The sequence below is a fragment of the Mesorhizobium sp. WSM3860 genome (assembly GCF_002294995.1).
Taxonomy (GTDB): Bacteria; Pseudomonadota; Alphaproteobacteria; order Rhizobiales; family Rhizobiaceae; genus Mesorhizobium.
The window spans coordinates 1-20,559 of record NZ_NSGF01000009.1; the positions used below are offsets into that span (position 1 = coordinate 1).

The 20,559-nt window shown below is 64.2% G+C and carries 7 protein-coding genes; 6 read left to right on the plus strand and 1 reads right to left on the minus strand.

Features of this window, described 5'->3' with window-relative positions; genetic code table 11:
• Positions 1–271 precede the first annotated feature (271 nt).
• The gene (locus CK220_RS15925) at positions 272–5,752 is read right to left on the minus strand and encodes an alpha-2-macroglobulin family protein (RefSeq protein ID WP_095812455.1); all 5,481 of its coding nucleotides are present in this window, start codon (positions 5,750–5,752) and stop codon (positions 272–274) included.
• A 278-nt stretch (positions 5,753–6,030) separates the two neighbouring features.
• On the opposite strand from CK220_RS15925, the gene CK220_RS15930 reads away from it, so the two are divergent.
• The 6 genes from CK220_RS15930 to CK220_RS15955 all read left to right on the plus strand — a co-directional run bounded on the left by CK220_RS15930 (position 6,031) and on the right by CK220_RS15955 (position 20,558).
• Positions 6,031–7,959 carry an autotransporter assembly complex family protein gene (locus tag CK220_RS15930; protein WP_095812456.1) on the plus strand — a complete coding sequence of 643 codons (1,929 nt, stop codon included), beginning with the start codon at positions 6,031–6,033 and terminating at the stop codon, positions 7,957–7,959.
• 2 nt (positions 7,960–7,961) lie between these two features.
• The gene (locus CK220_RS15935) at positions 7,962–14,015 is read left to right on the plus strand and encodes a translocation/assembly module TamB domain-containing protein (RefSeq protein ID WP_095812643.1); all 6,054 of its coding nucleotides are present in this window, start codon (positions 7,962–7,964) and stop codon (positions 14,013–14,015) included.
• Between the two features lie 270 nt (positions 14,016–14,285).
• Positions 14,286–15,944 carry an ABC transporter substrate-binding protein gene (locus CK220_RS15940; RefSeq protein WP_095812457.1) on the plus strand — a complete coding sequence of 553 codons (1,659 nt, stop codon included), beginning with the start codon at positions 14,286–14,288 and terminating at the stop codon, positions 15,942–15,944.
• A gap of 149 nt (positions 15,945–16,093) precedes the next feature.
• A complete protein-coding gene (locus tag CK220_RS15945) occupies positions 16,094–17,128 on the plus strand; it encodes an ABC transporter permease (protein WP_095812458.1) in 1,035 nt (344 codons plus the stop codon).
• Between the two features lie 12 nt (positions 17,129–17,140).
• Positions 17,141–18,298: an ABC transporter permease gene (locus CK220_RS15950; RefSeq protein WP_095812459.1), complete on the plus strand. Its 1,158-nt coding sequence runs from the start codon at positions 17,141–17,143 to the stop codon at positions 18,296–18,298.
• Between the two features lie 49 nt (positions 18,299–18,347).
• A complete protein-coding gene (locus tag CK220_RS15955; protein WP_095812460.1) occupies positions 18,348–20,558 on the plus strand; it encodes an ABC transporter ATP-binding protein in 2,211 nt (736 codons plus the stop codon).
• The last annotated feature ends 1 nt before the right edge of the window (position 20,559 follow it).

The window sequence follows — 20,559 nt, forward strand, 5'->3', positions numbered from 1 at the left end:
CCGGTCCTCCCGGCTGGCGAGAAAACTGTCACCCATCTAATCGGTCCATTCTGTTACCTATCTATCCGGTTCGGACACGGGCATTTCTCCCCGTATAGAGACGGGGAGAAAGGGGCCTGCGCAGAGGCTTTCGCCAATTTCCAACGCTGCAGAAAAGGCGCCGACGATCGCGATAGTCCCCTTCTCCCCGTCTCTAGACGGGGAGAAGGTGCCGGCAGGCGGATGAGGGGCAGCGCTATCGCCATTTTTGTGATCGCCAGCGTCGGAATACTTACTCCGCCTTGACCTCCATCATGCCGGAGGCGGTGCGGGCCGAATATTGCGGGCGATACATGTCCTCCACCGTCGCCGCCGGATGGGCATAGGTGCCCGGCGTCACGGCGCGCACGACATAGGCCAGCGCGATGTTGCGGTCGCCGTCGCCTTCATTCGGATTGAAGGCGGCGACGAAGCGGTCGTCGCGGAACTCCAGATGCGCGGCGTCGGTCTGCGCCAACCAGGAGAAGTTCGACAGCTGAGCGCTGGACACCAGGCTCGGATTGTCGATCTCGAAGCCGGCCGGCAACAGATCCGTGATCAGCAGGCGCGAGGGCCATTTGTTCTGCTCATAGACCTTGAGCACGACCACATAGCGTTCGTTCTGCCTGGCCTCGGTGATGTTGGCCTCGGTGCCGTCGAGCCTGTAGTAGGTGCGATCGATGGTGAAGCCGTCGCCGCCGGCCGGCAGCGGCTCGACGGGTGCGGCCACCGCCGTGACCACCGCCTGCAGCGGCGTCGTGCCGGTGTTGGCGATGGTGAGCGGGCTATCGACAAGGTCGCTGCCGGCGACCCGATCGGAATAGCCGCCGGCATGCGGCGCGCCGTTGACGGAAAGCGCGATTGAATTATTGCCTTCCTTCAACGCCCTTGCCGCAAGAAGCATCCAGGATTCATCCTGCGTGCTCGTCCAGCGGGCGTCGGCGCGTTCCCGCGCCACCAGCCTGATCAGTTGCGGCACGATGCTCGGTACTGGCTTCGATTCCGCGGCCAGCGCCAGCATCGCGGCGCCATCACGCAGCGGCGAGCCGTAGTCGGAGCGATAATAGTCGTACTCGGTGCTTGCCTGCGCCAGCCGCAAGGCCGTCTGGAAAGTGGCTTCGGAACGCTGCGTATCGCCGTAAAGTGCGAGGCTTGCCGCCAGTTGCGCGACTGCCATCGGGCTCGAGAAGGACTCGAGCTGCGTATCTGCATAGTAGCGCAGATCGCCGATCGAGGCCTTCTTGTTGCGGGCGAGCACATAGAGCGCGTAGGCGATCTCGCTGCCGCGATCCTGGACGTCCTGGTCATAACCCAGCGAGTTCTGCAGGTTGTTCAGCGCCTGGTTCATCGCCTGCGCCGGCACGTCGTATTTCTGCTCGCGCGCCCGGGTCAGGAACTCCGTGACATAGGCATCGAGCCAGAGGTCGCCGGATCCCGGACCCCAGAGGCCGAAGCTGCCGCTTGATGCCTGGTAGCTCAGCACCTTGTAGACGGCATCTTGGATGCGACCATGCAGGTCCGGATCGCTCTCCATGCCGATGCTTTTGGCCATGTCGTTGACATAGAGCAGCGGCAAGGCGCGGCTGGTTGTCTGCTCGGCGCAGCCATAGGGGTAGCGATCGAGCGTCATCAAGAGGGAAGGCACGTCGAAGGCGGCTGCCTGCGAGACGCCGACGCTGACCGAAGCACCGTCGAGCACGCTTGCGGCGAGCAGCTGCTTGTCGACGCGCAAGGCGCCGCCATTGGGTTTCAGGTCGACCACCATGCGGTTGGTGACCGGGAGCTGCGCCGGGCGCACCGGCAGGTAGAGCGTCTGCTCGACCTCGGTTCCGCTGTCATGCGCGAGCTTGACGGTGATCGAAGCGTCGCCCGCCGTCTGCGCGATCAGCGGGAACGAGAGCGATTGCCGATTGCCCTGGCTAAGCGTCAGCTTCTCGGGCAGGGGCTTGTCGCCGGTCGAGAGATCGCCGGTCGTGGTGACCGACAGCTTGTAGTCGCCGGCAGGGCCGTCGGTGTCAGCGATGTCGAGACGCATGGTCGCGGCATCGCCAGGCGCCAGGAAGCGCGGCAAGCCGGCGGTGATCACCACCGGATCGCGCACGATGACGTCGGTTTGAGCATGGCCGACGGCCTCTTTGGTCCAGGCGACGGCCATGACGCGCACGGTGCCGTTGAACTGCGGGATATCGAAATCCACCCGCGCCTTGCCATTGGCATCGAGCTCGACCGGGCCGGAGAAGAAGGCGACCAGCTTCTCGGTCGGCGGACTGCCTTGCGACTGCATGTTGGCGCCGTCGCCGCCGGTCCGCAATTTGCCGGTGGTGCCGAGCGAACCGTCGATCAGGCGGCCATAAAGGTCGCGGATTTCAAGACCCAGCATGCGCTGGCCGAAGAACCAGTCCTCCGGATCGGGCGCCTTGTAGTTGGTGAGGTTGAGGATGCCGACATCGACGGCCGCGACCACCACATAGGCGTTGCTGCCGGCTTGCGCGCCGTTGACGGCGACCGGGATCGACAGCTGCTGGCGCGGGGCCGTCTTTTCAGGCGGCGTAAGCGCAACAGTTAGCTTCTTCGAACCCGGATCCACGGTCAGCCATTTGACGCCGATGGCGCGGGCCGGCATGCGCGATTCTTGCGCATCGCCCGGCCGGAACAAAGTCGCCGTGACGTAGGCGCCGGCGCCCCAGTCGTCGCCGACGGGGATGTCGACGGTGTTGCCGCCGGCCGGCACCGAAGCGGTGACGGTCTTCAAGAGCTTCTCGGCGCCGATGGTGACCAGAAGCTCGCCGGCAAAATGCGGTGAGACCTTGAGCTTGGCCACCTCGCCGGCGGCGTAAGTGTCCTTGTCGAGCGCGATCTCCAGGCCGTCCGGTGTTTCGGTGGTTGTCGAGGCGACGTACCAGCCGGCGTCGAACTCATAGCTGGTCGCCGGGCCATCGGGGTCGGCACTCTCGACCTCAAGCCGGTAGCGGCCCCAGTCGACAGGAAGCGACACGGTCGCCTCGCCGTCGGGGTTCAGGTCGATCTGGCCGTTGGCGACGGCCTTGGTGAGGTTCACCGCTTCATAGTTCCAGGAATTGTTCGAACGGTACCATTGGTAGTTGCGCTCGACCTTGAACAGCGACCACTGCGCGCCTTTCAGCTCCTCGCGTTTGCCGTTCGGATCGACGGCGATGATGCTGAATTTCGCTGTTCCGCCTTGCGGCACCTCACCGCCTTCGAAATCCGGGCGGATGCCGATCATCTCCTTTTCCGGATGGATGGCGATGTCGAGCGAGCGCTCGACGGCACGGCCGCCGGCTTCACGCATGCGGACTGTGACCTTGGCGTTGATCAGCTTGGTGGTGGAGGGCAGCTGGTCGATCGAGACCGGGAAGGTCGCCTTGCCGTCATCGCCGACGACAGGAAGGTTGGCCAAAGGCGTCACCGAAGGCTCGGCCGACTGCTCGTCGGCGAGGCCGAAGGTGAAGTCCTTGAACCGATCCCAGCTGTCCGTGGTCGAGAGCGTCATCTCGCCTTCGAGCGCGAGGCCGGCGGCTGGCGCGCCATAGAGGAAGCGGCCGTCAACGCTGACATTGGCTGTCTCACCCTGTGCGATCTCCTTCTTGTCGGCGGTCAGATCGAACTCGATGCGATCCGGCACGAAGTCTTCAACGAGGAACATCTGGCTGGCGACCGGCGCCTGCTTGGGATCGGTGTAGATCGACACCGACCAGGTGCCGCGCATGGCGTTAGGCTCGAGCGGCAGATCGACGGCATGGCCGCCAGCGGAAGCACCGTCGCTGACGATGCGGCGGTTCTCGACGCCGTCGGGCCGGGTGAAGATGAAGGTCAGCGGCAGGTTCTCGACCGCCTTGGCGGCGCCGTCGCGCGCAAGGGCGGCGACATGGACGTCTTCGCCGGCGCGGTAGATGCCGCGCTCGGTCCAGGCATAGACATCGAGCGCGCCGGGCGCGGCGCGCCCGGCAACGCCGCGGTCCGACAGATCGAAGCCGGCGCGGCCCATGTCGAGGAAGACGAAGTCGTTGTCGCCCTGCTTGGCCATCAGCACCGCCGGCACCATGCCGCCTTCGCCGCGCGTCAGGCCAGGGTTGAACACGGCATGGCCCTCGGCGTCGGATGTCGCCATGCCGAGGATTTCATTGTTCTTGGCAAGCAGCGTCAGTTCAGCGCCCGCAATCGGCTTGGCAGAGCCCAGCGAACGGGCAAAGACGTTGAGACCGTCCTGGCCGGTATAGGTGGAGAGGCCGATGTCGGAAACGACGAACCATTGGGTGGCGCGCGAACCATACTCGTCGCTCTTGTCGTCGACCGGCTGCGCGGTCAACACATAGACCCCGGGCTTGCGCTGCGGGATCGCCTCGTCGACCGGAAAGGAGGTGGTGACCTCCTTGTTGAGGTCGTTGGCGATGTCGAGCGTGCCTTCCCAGACCGGCGCGCCCATCTGGTCGGAAATGGTGGAAATGTCGTAGCCGTCGAGCTGATGCAGAAACTGGTAGCCGGACAGAAGCTGCGCCAGCGAACGGTCGCCGATGCGGTAGAGCTTCATCTTGGCGGCGCTCATGTTGACGGTGACGACCGGAATGCCGCGGCGGGCGCCGGCCGGCAGCACGAAGCTGTCGCCGGTGAAGCGGGCCGATGGGGCGCGATCCTGGACATAGATCGACAGCACGACCGGAGCGGCAATCGTCTCGCCGATCGCGGCCGGCAGGCCGGCGCGGAAGGTCACGTCATAGTGTTGGCCATGTTCAAGCCCTTCGACGCAGATCTGCTTGTCCTTGGCTTCGACAGCCTTGGGAGCGGCATTGTCGACGGTGACGAACTGCGAATAGTCGACGCCGGTCTTCACCAAGTCCTCGGAAAACTGGGCGCAGATGCGCGGCGAAGAGGAATCGGCATCGACGGAATGGTCGATGACCCGGAAACCCTTGCGTGCCTTGAGGTCGGCGTAATCGGCCTGTACGGCGGGCGAGTTCACCAGCGCAAGGCTCGCCTCATAGGCCTGAATGGCCGGCCGGAAAAGGTCGCGCTTGTCGAGGCCGGCGGCAAGCAGCGCCAGAGCCTCGGCGCGGGTCTTTGCCGTCCGCACCAGCTTATAAGCGTTGAAGGCCGCCGAGGTGACGTTTGCCGGCAGGGTCGAGGGTTCGGAGGTGTTGGAGGCCGGCTGCACGCCGAGCGTCTCGCGCGCCAGCGCCAGCCAGAGCGCGCCGTCGTCGGGCAGGACGGATAGCGCCGCCTGGTATTTCTGCATGGCCAGGCGATGGTCGCCGGTCAGCGCTGCCTGCTCGGCCGTGGCCTGAATTGCTGCCAGTCCCTCGGTCGGCTTGTCATAGGCCGGATCGGTCAGCTTGTTGCGGAACTGCTGGGCCTGATCGGCCATCCAGTTGGGGAAGAAGGCAAGTGGAGGCGGCGCGCCGATATCGGGGTCGCCATCGACGTTTGCGACTTTGCCGGCGACGGCGCCGCTGAAGGGTTTCAGCTGATTGTAGTCGGATTTGAGAAAGCACCATTTGGCCTTCGTGTTGTAGGTGAAGGCGCGGCAGGCGGCGTCGCCGAGGCATGTGGTCTTGCATTGCTCGATGCTGACATTCTGGTCGGACCTGAGGTCGAAACCGAAATAGTCGGAATTGTCAGTCGTCACGATTCGCCGGGCTTCGGCCGCCTGCGCGGCTCCGCTCAAGGCAAAGAACAGAAGAACGAGGAAAGAGAGACCACGAGCCGCGCGCATTGCCATATCACCCTCCCGACATTGCAGCGTCCGGGCATGATCAAGCATCAAGCAGGCTTGTCAACGCCGAACGCGGCAGGTTTTCAACCCGCCAACGGTTTCCATGCCGGCCATAGGCCGGTATTTCGACAGAACCTCCACGGGACAAGGGTTCACGCTTTCTTGCGAAGGCGCAAAAGGTGTGAATTCCAAGCCCGGTCTATTTCAGACAATTGGATTGTGGCCCCTTTACGAGCGTTTCAGAACTTCATTCCAATTTTAGTTTTGTCGTCTAGGTTAGCGTAATGTCGGCGTATGAAACGCAGATGTCGGGAGGGATCGCGCCAGGGCGCGGGCTTCCGCGCGCCCTATTTTTGGCGCTTGTCTGCGCGGCCATGCTCGCCGGCGAAGCGCGGCCGGCGGCCGCTTTCGAGATTTTCGGCATCAAGCTTTGGGGCTCGTCCAAGGACGAGGATGCCGACATCGTCGATCCGCTGCGCTATTCCGTGACCATCGACGCGCCGGATGCCGACAAGGATCTGGTCAAGAAGCTGGAAGATGCCTCGGCGCTCAAAAATGACGAGGAGCATCCGGTATCGGGGTCGCTCGGCCTGATGGCCAAGGCGCGCAGCGATCGCGAGCAACTCGTTGCCGCTCTTTATGCCGACGCCCGCTACGAAGGCGTGGTCACCATCACCATAGAGGGCGAGTCCCTTGACGAACTGCCGCCGGACGCCGAATTCAAGGGGCCACAGCCCATTCCGGTGGTCGTCAGCATTGCCGCCGGGCCGAAATTCACCCTCGGCGACATCAGGCTGAAAGGCGACGCGGCGGGCCTGTCGAGCGCCGATTTCGGCCTGATCGCGGGCGGCGACGCCAGTTCGGGTGCCGTGCTCAAGGCCGAAGCGGCGATCGTGCGAGCGCTCAAGGAAGAGGGTAGGCCGCTTGCCAAGGTGACGGATCGCTCGATCGTCGCAGACCATGACACTTCGACGCTCGACGTGACACTGACGGTCGCGGCCGGCCCGGTCGCCGGCTATGGCGACACCACCGTCGAGGGTACCGAAAAGGTTGATCGCGACTTCACCGAATACATGACGGGCTTAAAGCGGGGCCAGCAATTTTCGCCGCAAGAGATTGACGATGCCCGCGATCGCTTGCTCGGGCTCGAAGTCTTCAACAGCGTGACCCTCAAGGAGGGCGAGAGCCTCGACGCCCAAGGCAACATTCCGATCGACGTCCAGGTGAGCGAGCGCAAGCCGCGCTTTTTCGGCGTCGGCGGCACGTTTTCGAACACGGAAGGACTGGGGCTCGAAGGTTATTGGGGCCACCGCAATCTGTTCGGCCAGGCAGAGAAGCTGCGCATCGACGGCTCCATCAGCGGCATCGGCAGCAACAGCATTTCCGCGCTCAACTACAATGCCGGCATTATGTTCGAGAAGCCGGGCGTGCTCGGGCCGACATCGAAGTTCTTCACCGGCATCAAGACCGTGTTGGAGCACCCCGACGCCTACGACCATTTCTCGGTCAAGGGCGACGTGGGAGTCTCCTACGACCTCGACAAGAGGCAGCGGGTCTCGGCCGAATTCGACCTCGATTACTCGAAGATCACCGACGCCTTCGGCAAGCACACCTATCTGATCGCCAGCGTCCCGCTGCAATATGTCTATGACAGCCGCGACAACAAGCTCAACCCGACCAGGGGTTTCCGGGCGCTTGCTTATGCCGAGCCGAGCTACGACATTCTGAACGGCGCGACTTTCCTCAAGCTGAAGGGCGAAGGCTCCGCCTATCAGTCGCTCGATACGGCGAGCAAATTCGTCCTCGCCGAACGCGCCACGCTCGGCTCGATCGTTGGCACCGGGCTGCAGAATGTTCCGGCCGATCGGCGCTTCTATTCCGGCGGCGGCGGCTCGGTGCGCGGCTATGCCTACCAGGGTATCGGCCCGAAGGATATCGACGGCCAGCCGATCGGCGGCCTGTCCCTGTTCGAGACGTCGATCGAGATGCGCATTGCCGTCACCGACACGATCGGCATCGTGCCTTTCGTGGATGCCGGCACGGTCTCGACCAAATCCTTCCCCGATTTCTCCGACGTCAAGGTCGGCGCCGGCGTCGGTCTGCGCTATCTTACGCCATTCGGGCCGCTGCGAGTCGACGCCGCCGTGCCGCTCAACCGCGATCCGGGCGATCCGCATTTCGGCCTCTATGCCGGCATCGGTCAGGCGTTCTGATGATGAGGATATTCTGGCGCATCCTTCGTATCTGCCTTTACACGCTGCTCCTGCTGCTGGTGGTGGCGATCGGCGCGCTCGCCGTGCTGACCGGCACCGAAGGCGGCCGCCAGAATCTCGCCGGCCTGATCTCGAAGCTGGCCTCGACCGAGGACCGCAAGGTCACCGTCAGCGGTATCGAAGGCATCTGGTCCGGTCAGCTCAGGCTCGATCATGTCGTGCTGGAGGATCGCACCGGACCCTGGCTGGTGGCGCGCAAGGTGGCGCTCGACTGGTCGCCGACGGCGCTCTTGTCGCGCAATTTCAACGCCGACCGCATCGGAGCCGAGCGCATCGAGCTGGCGCGGCTGCCACAAGCGGGCCAACAGCCGTCGCAAGGCGCATCGACCAGCCTGCCAGTTTCGATCGACGTCAAAGAGATCGAGCTGCCGGAGATCGCGCTCGGGCAAGAGCTCGCCGGCAGCGGCATTGCCGAACTTGCCGCCAAGGGTTCGCTCAAGGCTGATCCATCGCCGCTGGCGATCGACACGGTGCTCAAAGTCGCCCGCCACGACGGCAAGCAAGGCAATGTCGACGCCAAGGTCCATTTCGCGCCGGCCGACAACAAGCTCGACCTCGATCTCAAGGCATCGGAGCCGGCCGGCGGCATCATCGCCAATTTGCTCAAGCTCCCCGATGCGCCGCCCGTCGATATAGTCGTCTCCGGCACGGGGCCGCTCGCCAACTGGAACGGCATCGGCACCTTCGTCGTCGACCGTCAGATCGTCGCTCAGCTCACCGGCCGCCATCAGTTGAGCGACAGGGGCCACTATATCGAGGCCAAAGGCGACGGCGAATTCGAGCGCTTCCTGCCGGAGAAGTTCAAGTCGCTGTTTGCCGGCAAGACGGATTTCGACGTGGCCGGGACGGCGACCACGACAGGCGGGATCGATATCGAGCGCGCGATCGTAGAGAGCGGTGCCGTGCATGGCACGGCCACCGGCAATGTCGACCCGAAGGGCGCCAGCGACCTTGCCGTCGAGCTCTCCGCCAAGGACAAGCCCGTGACCATCGACGTCGGCACCAGCGCGGTGCCAATCCTGGTCGCGGTTGAGAAGGCGACCGCACGCGCCTTTGGCGACGGCAAGGCGCCAATAGTCGACATCGGCACCTCGTTGGCCTCGATCGCTGTCGGCGGCACGCAGCTCAACAATGTGACGGGACAGGTCCATTCCGACGGCTTCGACGTCGCGACCCGCACCGGGCCCGTCAATGTCAAGCTCGCCGCCGCCGGCCTGAAGACCGACGTGGCGACCCTGGCGCCGCTGGTGACGGGCAAGCTCGCCGCCGATCTCGCCGGTTCGATCAGCCGTGACGCCGTCACGGTCGACCAGGGCACTCTGCGCAGCGATGCGCTCAACGCCGCGCTGACCGCCGGCGTCTCGCTCGCCGATCTGTCGATGACGCTGAAGATGAACGCCGACGCCGTATCGAAGGCGCTGCCGCCGCAGATCAGCTCGCTGCTTGGCGAACGGGTGAAATTCTCGGCTACCGCGACCCGCGATCCGGAAGGCGCTTTCGCGGCCAACGAGCTGGAGCTCACCTCCGGCTCGCTCAGCGCCAGCGGCACCGCCAGCGCGCAAGGCTCGGACATCCAGGCCAACGTCAAGGGAACGCTGGGCGATGTATCGGCGCTGTCGTCGCTGGCGGGCACGCCGCTTGCCGGCGGGGTCAATTTCGCGCTAACCGCCAGCGGTCCGCGCTGGGCGCCGGATTTCTCGGTGTCGGCCGACAGCGCCAGCCTGACGGCGGCCGGCCGCACGGTGAAGGACATCAAGCTCTCGGCGAAGGGCAAGGCCGACATCGCCAACCCCTCGGCCGATATTTCGCTGACCGGCAACGTCGAGAAGCAGCCGCTCGACATCGAGGCGTCGCTGGTGACCGCGGCCGGCAAGCGGGCGATCAGGGGGCTCAGCCTTGCACTCGGCGACAACAAGGTTTCGGGCGACCTCGCGCTCGACGATCAGTTCCTGCCGCTCGGCACGCTGACGCTGGCCGTTCCCGATGTCGGGCCGCTGGCGGCGCTTGGCGGCCAGACGGCGAGCGGCGATATCAACGGCACGATCGCCTTCGCCAAGGATGGCGCGACTCCCAACGTCACCATCAATGCGGCCAGCACATCGATCGCGCGCGGCGAACTGGCGGCGAAGGCGATTACCGTCGATGCGCTGATCGCCAACTATCTCAAGGGACCGGCCATCTCGGGCACGATCAAGGCCGACAGCGTCACTTCCGGCAAGACGGTGGTCAGCGGTATCGGCATCGACCTGAAGCGCGACGGCGACTGGACCAATTTTTCCGGCGGCGCGACGGCATCCGGCATTCCGGCCACCGCGACCGGGCGCGTGAAGATCGCCGACGGCAAGACCAGCGTCGAGATCGCGTCCGGCGAAGCAACCCTGCGCGGCATCAAGGCGGCGATCGCCGAGCCGTCGCGCCTCGCAATCGCGAACGGTGTCGCCAGCGTCGAGAAGCTTGCGCTCAATCTCGGCGGCGGCTCGGCGACCGTTTCCGGCAGCGCCGGCCAGAGCCTCGATCTGACGGCCGATTTCGCCGGCCTGCCTGCGGCGCTCGCCAATGATTTCGTGCCGGGCCTCGACGCTGCCGGAACGCTGGAAGGCACGGCACATCTCACGGGTCCGTCGGCCAGTCCCGATATTCAGTTCGACGCCAAGCTCGCCGGCGCCGAGACCAGCCAGACCCGCCAGGCGGGACTTGGGCCGCTCAATCTAGATGCCGCCGGCAGCTATGGTCTGGCGAGCGGCCTGGCCCTCGACCATGCAACGCTTTCGGGCGACAGGATTTCCGGCAACGCCGCCGGCACATTAAACCCGAACGGCGACAGCGATTTTTCGCTCGATCTCACATCATCCGGACCCAGCCTGCCGTTGACGATCGGCAGCGCCGCGAGCCCGGTCAAGATCGAGGTCCAGTCGTTGTCGGCAAAGATAGCCGGCGAAAGCACGCAAGCCCGTCTCGAGGCTTCCGCGATCCTGCCCTCGGTTGCCGCCAGCCAGGTGAATGTGGACGGTCTTGCCGTTGCGCTGCATTCGGATGCGTTCGATCTCAAGGGGCGGGCAGGCCCGGTCTCCGGGACGGTGTCGATCGACAGGATCGGCCTGGACAATCCCATGATCGCGCCGTTGGTTGCCGGCAAGGTCACGGCCGAGGTCAATGGCCGTTTGACGAGCGAGGCCGTTGCCGTCAACAGCGGCTCGCTCAAGAGCGATGCGCTCAACAGCCAGGTCGCCGGCCGCATATCGCTGCGCGACGGCGCCGTCGACCTCAATGTGAACGCCAATGTCGCTTCTTCCGCCTTGCCGGCGGCGGTGCGCGGCATGCTGGGCGAGAGCGCGCAATTGAGCGCCGCCCTGAAACGCGACGCCAACGGCAACGTCAATGTCGCCGGCTTGAAGCTCAACTCGGGCGCGCTGAGCGCCGACGGGCAGGCGAGCCTTGCCGACAACAAGCTTGCCGCCGACATCAGGGGGGCGTTGAGCGACGTTTCGCTGCTCTCGAAAGACGCCAAGGGCGCCATCGCTTTTGGCCTGAATGCGCAAGGTCCGATTATGGGCCCCGACCTCTCGCTGACGGTGAACAGCGACAGGCTGTCCGTGGCGGCGCGCGAGATCACCGGACTGAAGCTCACCGCGACAGGCAAGGCCGATGCCGCCAATCCGGCGGCCGATGTGCAACTGACCGGCAATGTCGCCAGACAGGCGCTGCAAGGCAGCGCCGTGCTGGCCACCGCCAACGGCAAGCGCGCGATCAACGGGCTTCTGCTGTCGCTGGGTCCGAACAAGATCTCCGGCGACCTCGCGCTCGACGAAGCCTTCGTGCCGGTGGGCACCGTGTCGCTCGATCTGCCTGACATCGGTCCGCTGGCGGCGCTTGCACTGGAAAAGGCGGAAGGCGATGTTCGCGGCACTATCGCCTTCTCGAAGGCCGGCAACGGGCCGAACGTCGCCGTCAAGGCGACCACGGCGGCGATCAGGCGCGGCGACATCTCGGCCAAAAAAGTCGCCATCGACGCACAGATCGCCAACTACCTTGCAGCACCTGTCATCTCCGGCAAGATCCGCGCCGACAGCGTGACCTCCAGCGGCACTGCCGTTACCGGCATCGATGTCGACCTGAAGCGCGACGGCGACTGGACCGGCTTTTCCGGCGGCGCCACGGTCAAGAACATTCCGGCGAAGGCGGCCGGCCGGGTGAAAGTGGCCAACGGCACGACGACCGTCGAGCTCGCGTCAGGCCAGGCGACGGTGCAAGGCATCAAGGCGGCGATCGCGCAGGCCTCGACCGTGACCATCGCCAACGGCGCGACGACGCTCGACCGGCTGGTGCTCAATCTCGGCGGCGGTACGGCGACGGTGACGGGCAAGGTCGCGCAGACGCTCGACATCAACGCCAATCTGGCCAGGGTGCCGGTCTCGCTCGCAAACAGTTTCTCGCCCGGCCTCGATGCGGCAGGCTCGATCTCGGGCACGGTCAAGGTCTCCGGCGCGCCGGCCACTCCGACGGTCGCCTTCAATGTAGCTGCTTCCGGCGTGCAGACTTCGCAGACGCGGGGCGCAGGGCTCGGCGGCATGAACGTATCCTCGTCGGGAACCTTTGCCGGCAACAAGCTTGCCTTCGACGCCGACATCAGCGACGGCGCCGGCCTTGGTCTCAAGGGCGGCGGCACGGTGACGACGGCAGGCGGGCCGACCTTGGCGCTCGATTTCAAAGGCAAGGTGCCGTTTTCCTTCCTTGCCTCGAAACTCGCCGCGCAAGGCCTGGCGCTCAACGGAAGCGCCGATGTCGACTTGCAGGTGCGCGGTCCGGTGTCCGCGCCGGTGATCAGCGGCAAAGTCACGACGTCGGGCGCGCGTCTCATCGACGCGCGGTCCGGGCTGGCGGTCAACGACATCGGGGCCGACGTCTCGATCGGCGGCGGCGTCGCCAGGATCAATCGCCTGACGGGCACGTTGTCGACGCGCGGCAGCCTTTCGGCGAGCGGCACCGTCGGCATCACGCCGGCGCAAGGTTTTCCGGCCGACCTGTCGATAAAACTCACCGACGGCCGCTACACCGACGGCAGGGTGGTGACCGCCAATCTCGGCGGCGACCTGACCATCAAGGGGCCGCTCGTGTCGGCGCCGGTGATCGCCGGCACCATAAACCTGGCGCGGACGGTCATCACCGTGCCGGACAAGCTGCCGGGTTCGCTCTCGGAGTTGGATGTGAAGCATAAGAACCCGCCGCGCGCAGTGCGCGCGCAGGACAGGGCGCTGAACCCGCCGACATCGAGCAGCGGAGGCAGCAGCGGCAGCGGCCTTGTCCTCGACGTGACGGTCAACGCACCGAATCAGATCTTCATCCAGGGCAGGGGCGTCGACGCCGAGCTCGGCGGCTCGCTGAAGCTGACCGGCCCGGCATCCTCGCCGCAGGCCGTCGGAACCTTCACCTTGCAGCGCGGCCGGCTGACGATCCTCGCCAAGCGGCTGACCTTCACCGAGGGCACGGTCGGGTTCCAGGGTTCGCTTGTGCCTTACCTCAACCTGACCGCGACCACCACGACCAGCAGCGCCACCGTCACCATCGTCGTTTCGGGCGAGGCGACCAACCCGAAGTTCAACTTCTCCTCCGCACCGGCGCTGCCTGAGGACGAGGTGCTGGCGCAACTGATCTTCGGCCGCTCGATGTCCAATCTCTCGCCGCTGCAGATCGCCCAGCTTGCCGACGCGGCCGCGCAATTGGCCGGCGCCGGCGGCACGACCTCGCTGCTCGACAATCTACGCAGCGCGATCGGCATCGACGATCTCGATGTGACGACCGACGAGAAGGGCGGCACCGCGGTTTCGGCCGGCAAGTACCTCAACGACCGTACCTACGTGACAATCCAGAAGGGCGACAAACCGGGCTCCGGCAAGGCGACGATCGATCTCAATGTCGGGAGGGGCGTGAAGCTGCGCGGCGAGGCCAACGACGCGGGCGAAGCCAAGGGCGGCGTCTTTTACGAACGCGAATATTGACGGTGTTGCTCGCCCCGACGGGCTGACGAGGACTTTTAGCGCGCACGAGGCCCTGTCCGCCGACAATGTCTTGATTTGATTGCCGTGTTAATTTTTCGGGAAATGTGCGGTGGACTAACAAATTTGCGTCAAGGCTGTCGCTATCACGCCAACCGGCCCCATTCCAAAGTTGCACATTCCCCACCATGTTCCAATTCCACACCGGCTTTTGACATCACGGTCTGGATGCGGAATGTTAAAAGGCAGAAAGCCAAACAATGGGAGTCAGTCATGGCAATCTACAAAAGTAACGGTGACCGCGTTCCGGACCACATCCTGGCAATGGCCGAAGCGGCCAAGTCGGGCACGGTGGACCGCCGTGAATTCCTGGCTTTGGCCAGCGTTTTCGGTGCATCGACGGCAATGGCTTACGGCATGCTCGGCCTGGCCGCGCCGACGCCAGCCAGGGCCGAGGACGTGCAGGGCAAGAAGGGCGGCGTGCTGAAGGTCGCCATGTCGATCAAGGATCCCAAGGATCCACGCACCGCCGACTGGTCGGAGATTGCCAACGCCGAGCGCCAGGCGCTCGAGCCGATGGTGAAGTACACGAAGGAGTACACCTTCTCGCCTTACCTGCTGGCAAGCTGGGACATCAACGACGACGCTACCGAATACACGCTGCATGTGCGGCCGGGCGTCGAATGGAATAACGGCGACAAGTTCACCGCCGACGACGTGATCTACAATTTCACCCGCTGGGCCGACAAGGCAGCGGAAGGCAACTCGATGCCTGGCCGCCTCGGCAGCCTGGTCGACGACAGCACCAAGAAGCTGCGCGAAGGCTCCGTCGTCAAGGTCGACGACATGACGGTCAAGCTCAAGCTCAGCAAGCCCGACATCGCAATCATCCCGAACCTGTGCGATTATCCGGCGCTCGTCGTGCACAAGACCTTCGACGAGAAGGGCGCCAACTTCAAGAACTGCCCGATCGGCACCGGACCGTTCGAGCTTGTCTCCTACGATGTCGGCCAGAAGGTGGTCTACAAGCGCCGCGAGACCGGCAAGTGGTGGCAGGGCGAAGCTTTCCTCGACGGTGTCGAGTTCATCGATTACGGCACCGATCCGGCGGCGACGGTTTCGGCTTTCGAATCCGGCGAAGTCCAGACCAACCACGAAACGACCGCCGACTACATCAAGATCATCGCTGATGTCGGCGCTCCGGTTTCGGAGGTCGTCACGGCCGCCACCGTGGTGTCGCGCTTCAACATCACCCACAAGCCCTATGACAACCAGAAGGTTCGTCAGGCGATGTTGCTTGCCGTCGACAACGCTACCGTGCTGCAGCTCGGCTACGGCAACGCCGGCACCCCGGCTGAAAACCACCATGTTGCGCCGATCCATCCGGAATATGTCAAGCTGCCGGAGGTCAAGCGCGACATGGCCAAGGCCAAGCAGATGCTGACGGAAGCCGGCGTGATGGATTTCGAGCACGAACTGATCAGCAACGACGAGGACTATCACAAGAACACCACGGACGCGATCGCGGCCCAGCTGCGCGAAGCAGGCATCAAGGTGAAGCGCACCGTGCTGCCGAGCTCGACTTTCTGGAACGACTGGACGAAGTATCCGTTCTCGCAAACCAACTGGAACATGCGCCCTCTGGGCATCCAGGTCATCGCCATCGCCTATCGCTCCGGCGAAGCGTGGAACGAGACGGCCTACGCCAATCCCGACTTCGACAAGAAGGTCAACGAGGCGCTCGGCATCGCCGATGCGGAGAAGCGCAAGGTTGTGATGAAGGACATCGAGCAGACCCTGCAGGATTCCGGCATCATCATCCAGCCTTACTGGCGCAAGCTCTACATCAACATCAAGCCCGAGGTGAAGAACCACTCGATGCACCCGACCTATGAGCACGACTTCGGCAAGGTCTGGCTCGATCAGGCGTGATCCTTTTGCGATAAATACGAGGGGCGTCAGCCCCTCCTATTTGCAGCTTCGTCGCCGTTGCGTATTGTGCAGCGGTGGCGGAGCCTCACAAGGTATCCGACACAGGGTTGAACGTATCTGACCCCAACCCGGCCGGCAGGGGAGCGCGCATGTTCTCATTCATTGCCAGACGCATCGGCACGATTCTGCTCACGATGCTATGCCTGACGCTGGTCGTCTTCTTTCTCGTCAATCTCGAGCCCAACCTGAAGAAGCTGGCGATCAGCCAGACCGAGATGCACACGTCGGCCGAGCAGCTCGAAAGCTGGCTGGTCAATCACGGCTACCGGCAGAATTTCTTTGCGCGCTACGGCCAGTGGCTGGGCGTGCTGCCCAAGCAGCCGATCACCGATCCGGCCACCGGCAAGGTGACGCAGCGCTTCTCCTTCTGCAACGACCCGGTCGAGCCGAAATTCTCCGGCGTGCTGCAGGGCGATTTCGGCTGTTCGACCAAGTTCAAGACGACGGTCGCGGCCAAGCTGTTTCCGGCGCTCGGCGCCACCGGCATATTGATGTTCTGGGTGCTGGCGGTCATGGTGCCGATCTCGCTGCTCGTCGGCATCCTTGCCGGCATGCGCGAAGGCTCGCGAACGGACCGGACCCTGTCGGTGGCCTCGATCGCCTCGACGGCGACGCCCGAATATGTGTCGGGCGTCATCTTCACCGTCATCTTCGCCTCGTGGCTCGGCTGGCTGAACGGCTCGGCGGCATCCGCCAGCCAGGGCATCACCTTCTACAATTTCACCCTGCCGGTGATCACGCTGGCGATCTACGGCACCGGCTATATCGCGCGCATGACACGCGCCTCGATGGTCGAGGTGATGACGCAGCAATATATCCGCACCGCCCGCCTCAAGGGCCTCTCCTTCAGCAGTGTGGTGATCAAGCATGCGCTGCGCAACGCGCTGATCGCGCCTTTCACCGTCATCATGCTGCAGTTCCCGTGGCTGCTCACCGGCGTCGTCATCGTCGAGGTGATGTTCCGCTACCAGGGCTTCGGCTACACGCTGGTCGAGGCCGCCGGCAACAACGACATCGACCTTCTGCTCGGCTGCTCGCTGGTCTCGGTGTTCATCGTGCTGATCACCCAGCTCATCTCGGATGTCGGCTACGCGTTTCTCAATCCGCGCATCAGAGTTCAATAGGGGGCAGGGCGGATGCAGATCGAATATATCGGTGCCTTCGATGTCGTGGTCGGCGTGCTTTGGCGCTTCTGGCCGGTATGGGTCGCGCTTGTCCTGGTGATGGGCCTTAGCTTTGCCTACAAGAAGAAGCTCGGGCTCTACGGCCAGCTCTTTGACAGCGGCGTCGGCATTGCCGGCGTCGGCATCTGCCTGTTCTGGCTGTTCACGGCGATCTTCGCCTCGACCATCTCGCCTTTCGATCCGCTGGCGCAGGTGTCGATCATGAAGGATACGCTGCCCGGCGCGATCGAGCCGACATCGAAGCTCGTCTACTATTTCGGCGGCGACAAGCTCGCCCGCGACGTGTTCTCGCGCATGGTCTATGGCAGCCAGATCGTGCTGATCATCGCTCCGGCGGCGACCGGTTTTGCGCTGATGGTCGGCATCACGCTCGGCCTGCCGGCCGGTTACTACGGCGGCAAGATCGACACGGTGCTGTCCTTCCTCGCCAATCTGGTGCTGGCCTTCCCGGTGATCCTTTTGTTCTACCTGCTGGTGACGCCAGGCATCATGGATACGCCTATCCCGTACGCCCTGGCGGGGCTGTTCTTCCTGTTCCCGATCATCTTCTTCTGCGTGCTGTTCTGGACCCGCTACAAGAACCGGCCGGACCGGCTCTATATCCTGCTCGGCCTGACGCTCGTCATCGGCGGCTGGATCTATACGGGCCTCGTCTTCGACAAGGATCCGCTGAGGATCGTCCACATCGATCCCAACCAGCTCAACATCTTCGTGGCGGTGGTGTTCGCTTCCAGCCCCGGCGTGTTCCGCATCGTGCGCGGGCTGACCATGGATATCAAGACGCGCGACTACGTGGCGGCGGCGCAGACACGCGGTGAATCGCCCTGGTACATCATGCTGTGGGAAATCCTGCCCAATGCACGCGGACCGCTGATCGTCGACGCCTGCCTCCGCATCGGCTATACGACGATCCTGCTCGGCACGCTCGGCTATTTCGGCCTGGGGCTGGCGCCGGAAAGTCCGGACTGGGGCACCGCGATCAAGGATGCCAGCCGGCTCTTGCGCTCCTTCATCCACCCGGCGCTGCCGCCGACGATCGCGCTGATGTCGTTCGTGCTGGGCCTGAACCTTTTGGCGGATTCGCTGCGCGAACAGTCGATGAAGGATTGATGGCGGGCTTCGGGCCCCATGTTCCAGGAATCAAGGATTGGAGCGACCCATGAACGAGGCAGTTCGAGATCCAGCCAAGGCGAGCAATGGGCCGATCATCGAGATCGAGAACCTCTCGATCTCCTTCTTCACGCGCAAGGGCGAGATCCCGGCGGTGATGGACTTTTCCTGCACGGTCATGCCCGGCGAGGCGATGGGCATCGTCGGCGAATCCGGCTGCGGCAAGTCGACCGTGTCGCTCGGCATCATGCGCGACCTCTCAAACATCGGAAAGATCGTCGGCGGCCGCATCAAGTTCCAGGGAAGGGACATGGGCGAGATGTCCGAGGAGGAGCTTCGGGCGATCCGCGGCAACAAGATCGCCATGATCTACCAGGAGCCGATGGCGAGCCTCAATCCGGCGATGAAGGTCGGCCAGCAATTGATGGAAGTGCCGCTGATCCACGACAAGGTCTCCAAGGAAGAGGCCCATAACCGTGCACTGGAGATGGTGCGCGCGGTCAAGCTGCCCGATCCGGAGCGCATGATGCGCTCCTATCCGCACCAGCTTTCCGGCGGCCAGCAGCAGCGCATCGTCATCGCCATGGCGCTGCTGTCGAAACCGGCGCTGCTGCTCCTCGACGAGCCGACGACGGCGCTCGACGTCACCGTCGAGGCCGGCATCGTCGAACTGGTCAAGGGGCTGGGCCAGAAGTTCGGCACCTCGATGATCTTCGTGTCGCACAATCTCGGCCTCATTCTGGAGACCTGCGACAAGATCACGGTGATGTATTCCGGCGAGGCGGTCGAGACCGGCAAGATCGAGGACGTGTTCGACCGGATGCGGCACCCCTACACGCAAGGGCTGTTCCGCTCGATTCCGCTGCCCGGCGCCGACAAGAATTCGCGGCCGTTGATCTCCATTCCCGGCCAATTGCCGCTGCCGCATGAGCGGCCGAAGGGATGCAATTTCGGACCCCGCTGTCACCATTTCGTCGAGGGCGTCTGCAATGCCGCCGAAATTCCGATGGTTGCCGTCGAGGGGCACGAGGGCCATTTCTCGCGCTGCGTACGCTTCAACGAGATCGACTGGGAAGCGCTGCCCCCCGGTGCCAAGAAGGTCAACGAAAAGGTCGAGCCCGGCGCGCCGGTGCTCAAGATCGACAATCTCAAGAAGTACTACAAGGTCGGCGGCAGCGAGGTGTTCGGCTCCAGCGAGGGCCGCGTGGTCAAGGCCAATGAGACGATTTCGTTCACCGCGCGCGAGTCCGAAACGGTGGCGATCGTCGGCGAGTCCGGCTGCGGGAAATCGACGCTCGCCAAGGTGCTTCTGGGGCTTGAGACCGCAAGCTCGGGGACCGTCACGCTGGGCAACAAGGAGATCCAGTCGACCGGCATCGAAAGCCGCAATGTCGAGACGGTGTCGTCGATCCAGATGGTGTTCCAGAACCCGTTCGACACGCTGAACCCCAGCCATTCGGTCGGCTCGCAGATCATCCGGACGCTGGAGAAGTTCAATGTCGGCAAGACGGTCGCCGAGCGGCGCAAGCGCATGCTGGAGCTGCTCGACCTGGTTAAGCTGCCGCGGGCCTTCGAAGCCCGCAAGCCGCGCCAGCTCTCAGGCGGCCAGAAGCAGCGCATCGGCGTGGCGCGCGCCTTTGCCGGCGACGCCAAGGTGGTGGTGGCCGACGAGCCGGTCTCGGCGCTCGACGTCTCGGTGCAGGCGGCGGTGACCGAGCTCTTGATGGACATCCAGCGCAAGAACAAGACGACCATGCTGTTCATCAGCCACGATCTGTCGGTGGTGCGCTACATCGCCGACCGCGTCGTCGTCATGTATCTCGGCTATATCGTCGAGCAGGGCACGACGGACCAGATCTTTTCGCCGCCTTACCATCCCTACACCGAGGCGCTGCTCTCGGCGATCCCGATCGCCGACACCAGCGTGGTCAAGAAGCACATCGTGCTCGAAGGCGACATCCCGTCGGCAATGAACCCGCCGACCGGCTGTCCCTTCCAGACGCGCTGCGGCTACAAGAGGCTGGTGCCGGACAATCTGTGCGAGACGACGGTGCCGCCGGTGAAGAATCTCGGCAACGGCCATATGAGCCTGTGCTGGCTGTCGGACGAGGTGCTGGCCAAGATGGAGCCGGTCATCAAGTTCGACAAGGAGCATGCGGCACATGAAGGCGTGCCGGACGACGCGCCGCACGGCACGGGGCCGGGCTTTGCCGGCACCCCGCCCAAGCGCCCGAGGGGCAAGAGGCCGAAGCCGAACTAAG

Coding starts and splice junctions, on each gene's coding strand:
- CK220_RS15925 (WP_095812455.1), bottom strand. CDS start 5,752: ATGGCAATGCGCGCGGCTCGTGGTCTCTCTTTCCTCGTTCTTCTGTTC.
- CK220_RS15930 (WP_095812456.1), top strand. CDS start 6,031: ATGTCGGCGTATGAAACGCAGATGTCGGGAGGGATCGCGCCAGGGCGC.
- CK220_RS15935 (WP_095812643.1), top strand. CDS start 7,962: ATGAGGATATTCTGGCGCATCCTTCGTATCTGCCTTTACACGCTGCTC.
- CK220_RS15940 (WP_095812457.1), top strand. CDS start 14,286: ATGGCAATCTACAAAAGTAACGGTGACCGCGTTCCGGACCACATCCTG.
- CK220_RS15945 (WP_095812458.1), top strand. CDS start 16,094: ATGTTCTCATTCATTGCCAGACGCATCGGCACGATTCTGCTCACGATG.
- CK220_RS15950 (WP_095812459.1), top strand. CDS start 17,141: ATGCAGATCGAATATATCGGTGCCTTCGATGTCGTGGTCGGCGTGCTT.
- CK220_RS15955 (WP_095812460.1), top strand. CDS start 18,348: ATGAACGAGGCAGTTCGAGATCCAGCCAAGGCGAGCAATGGGCCGATC.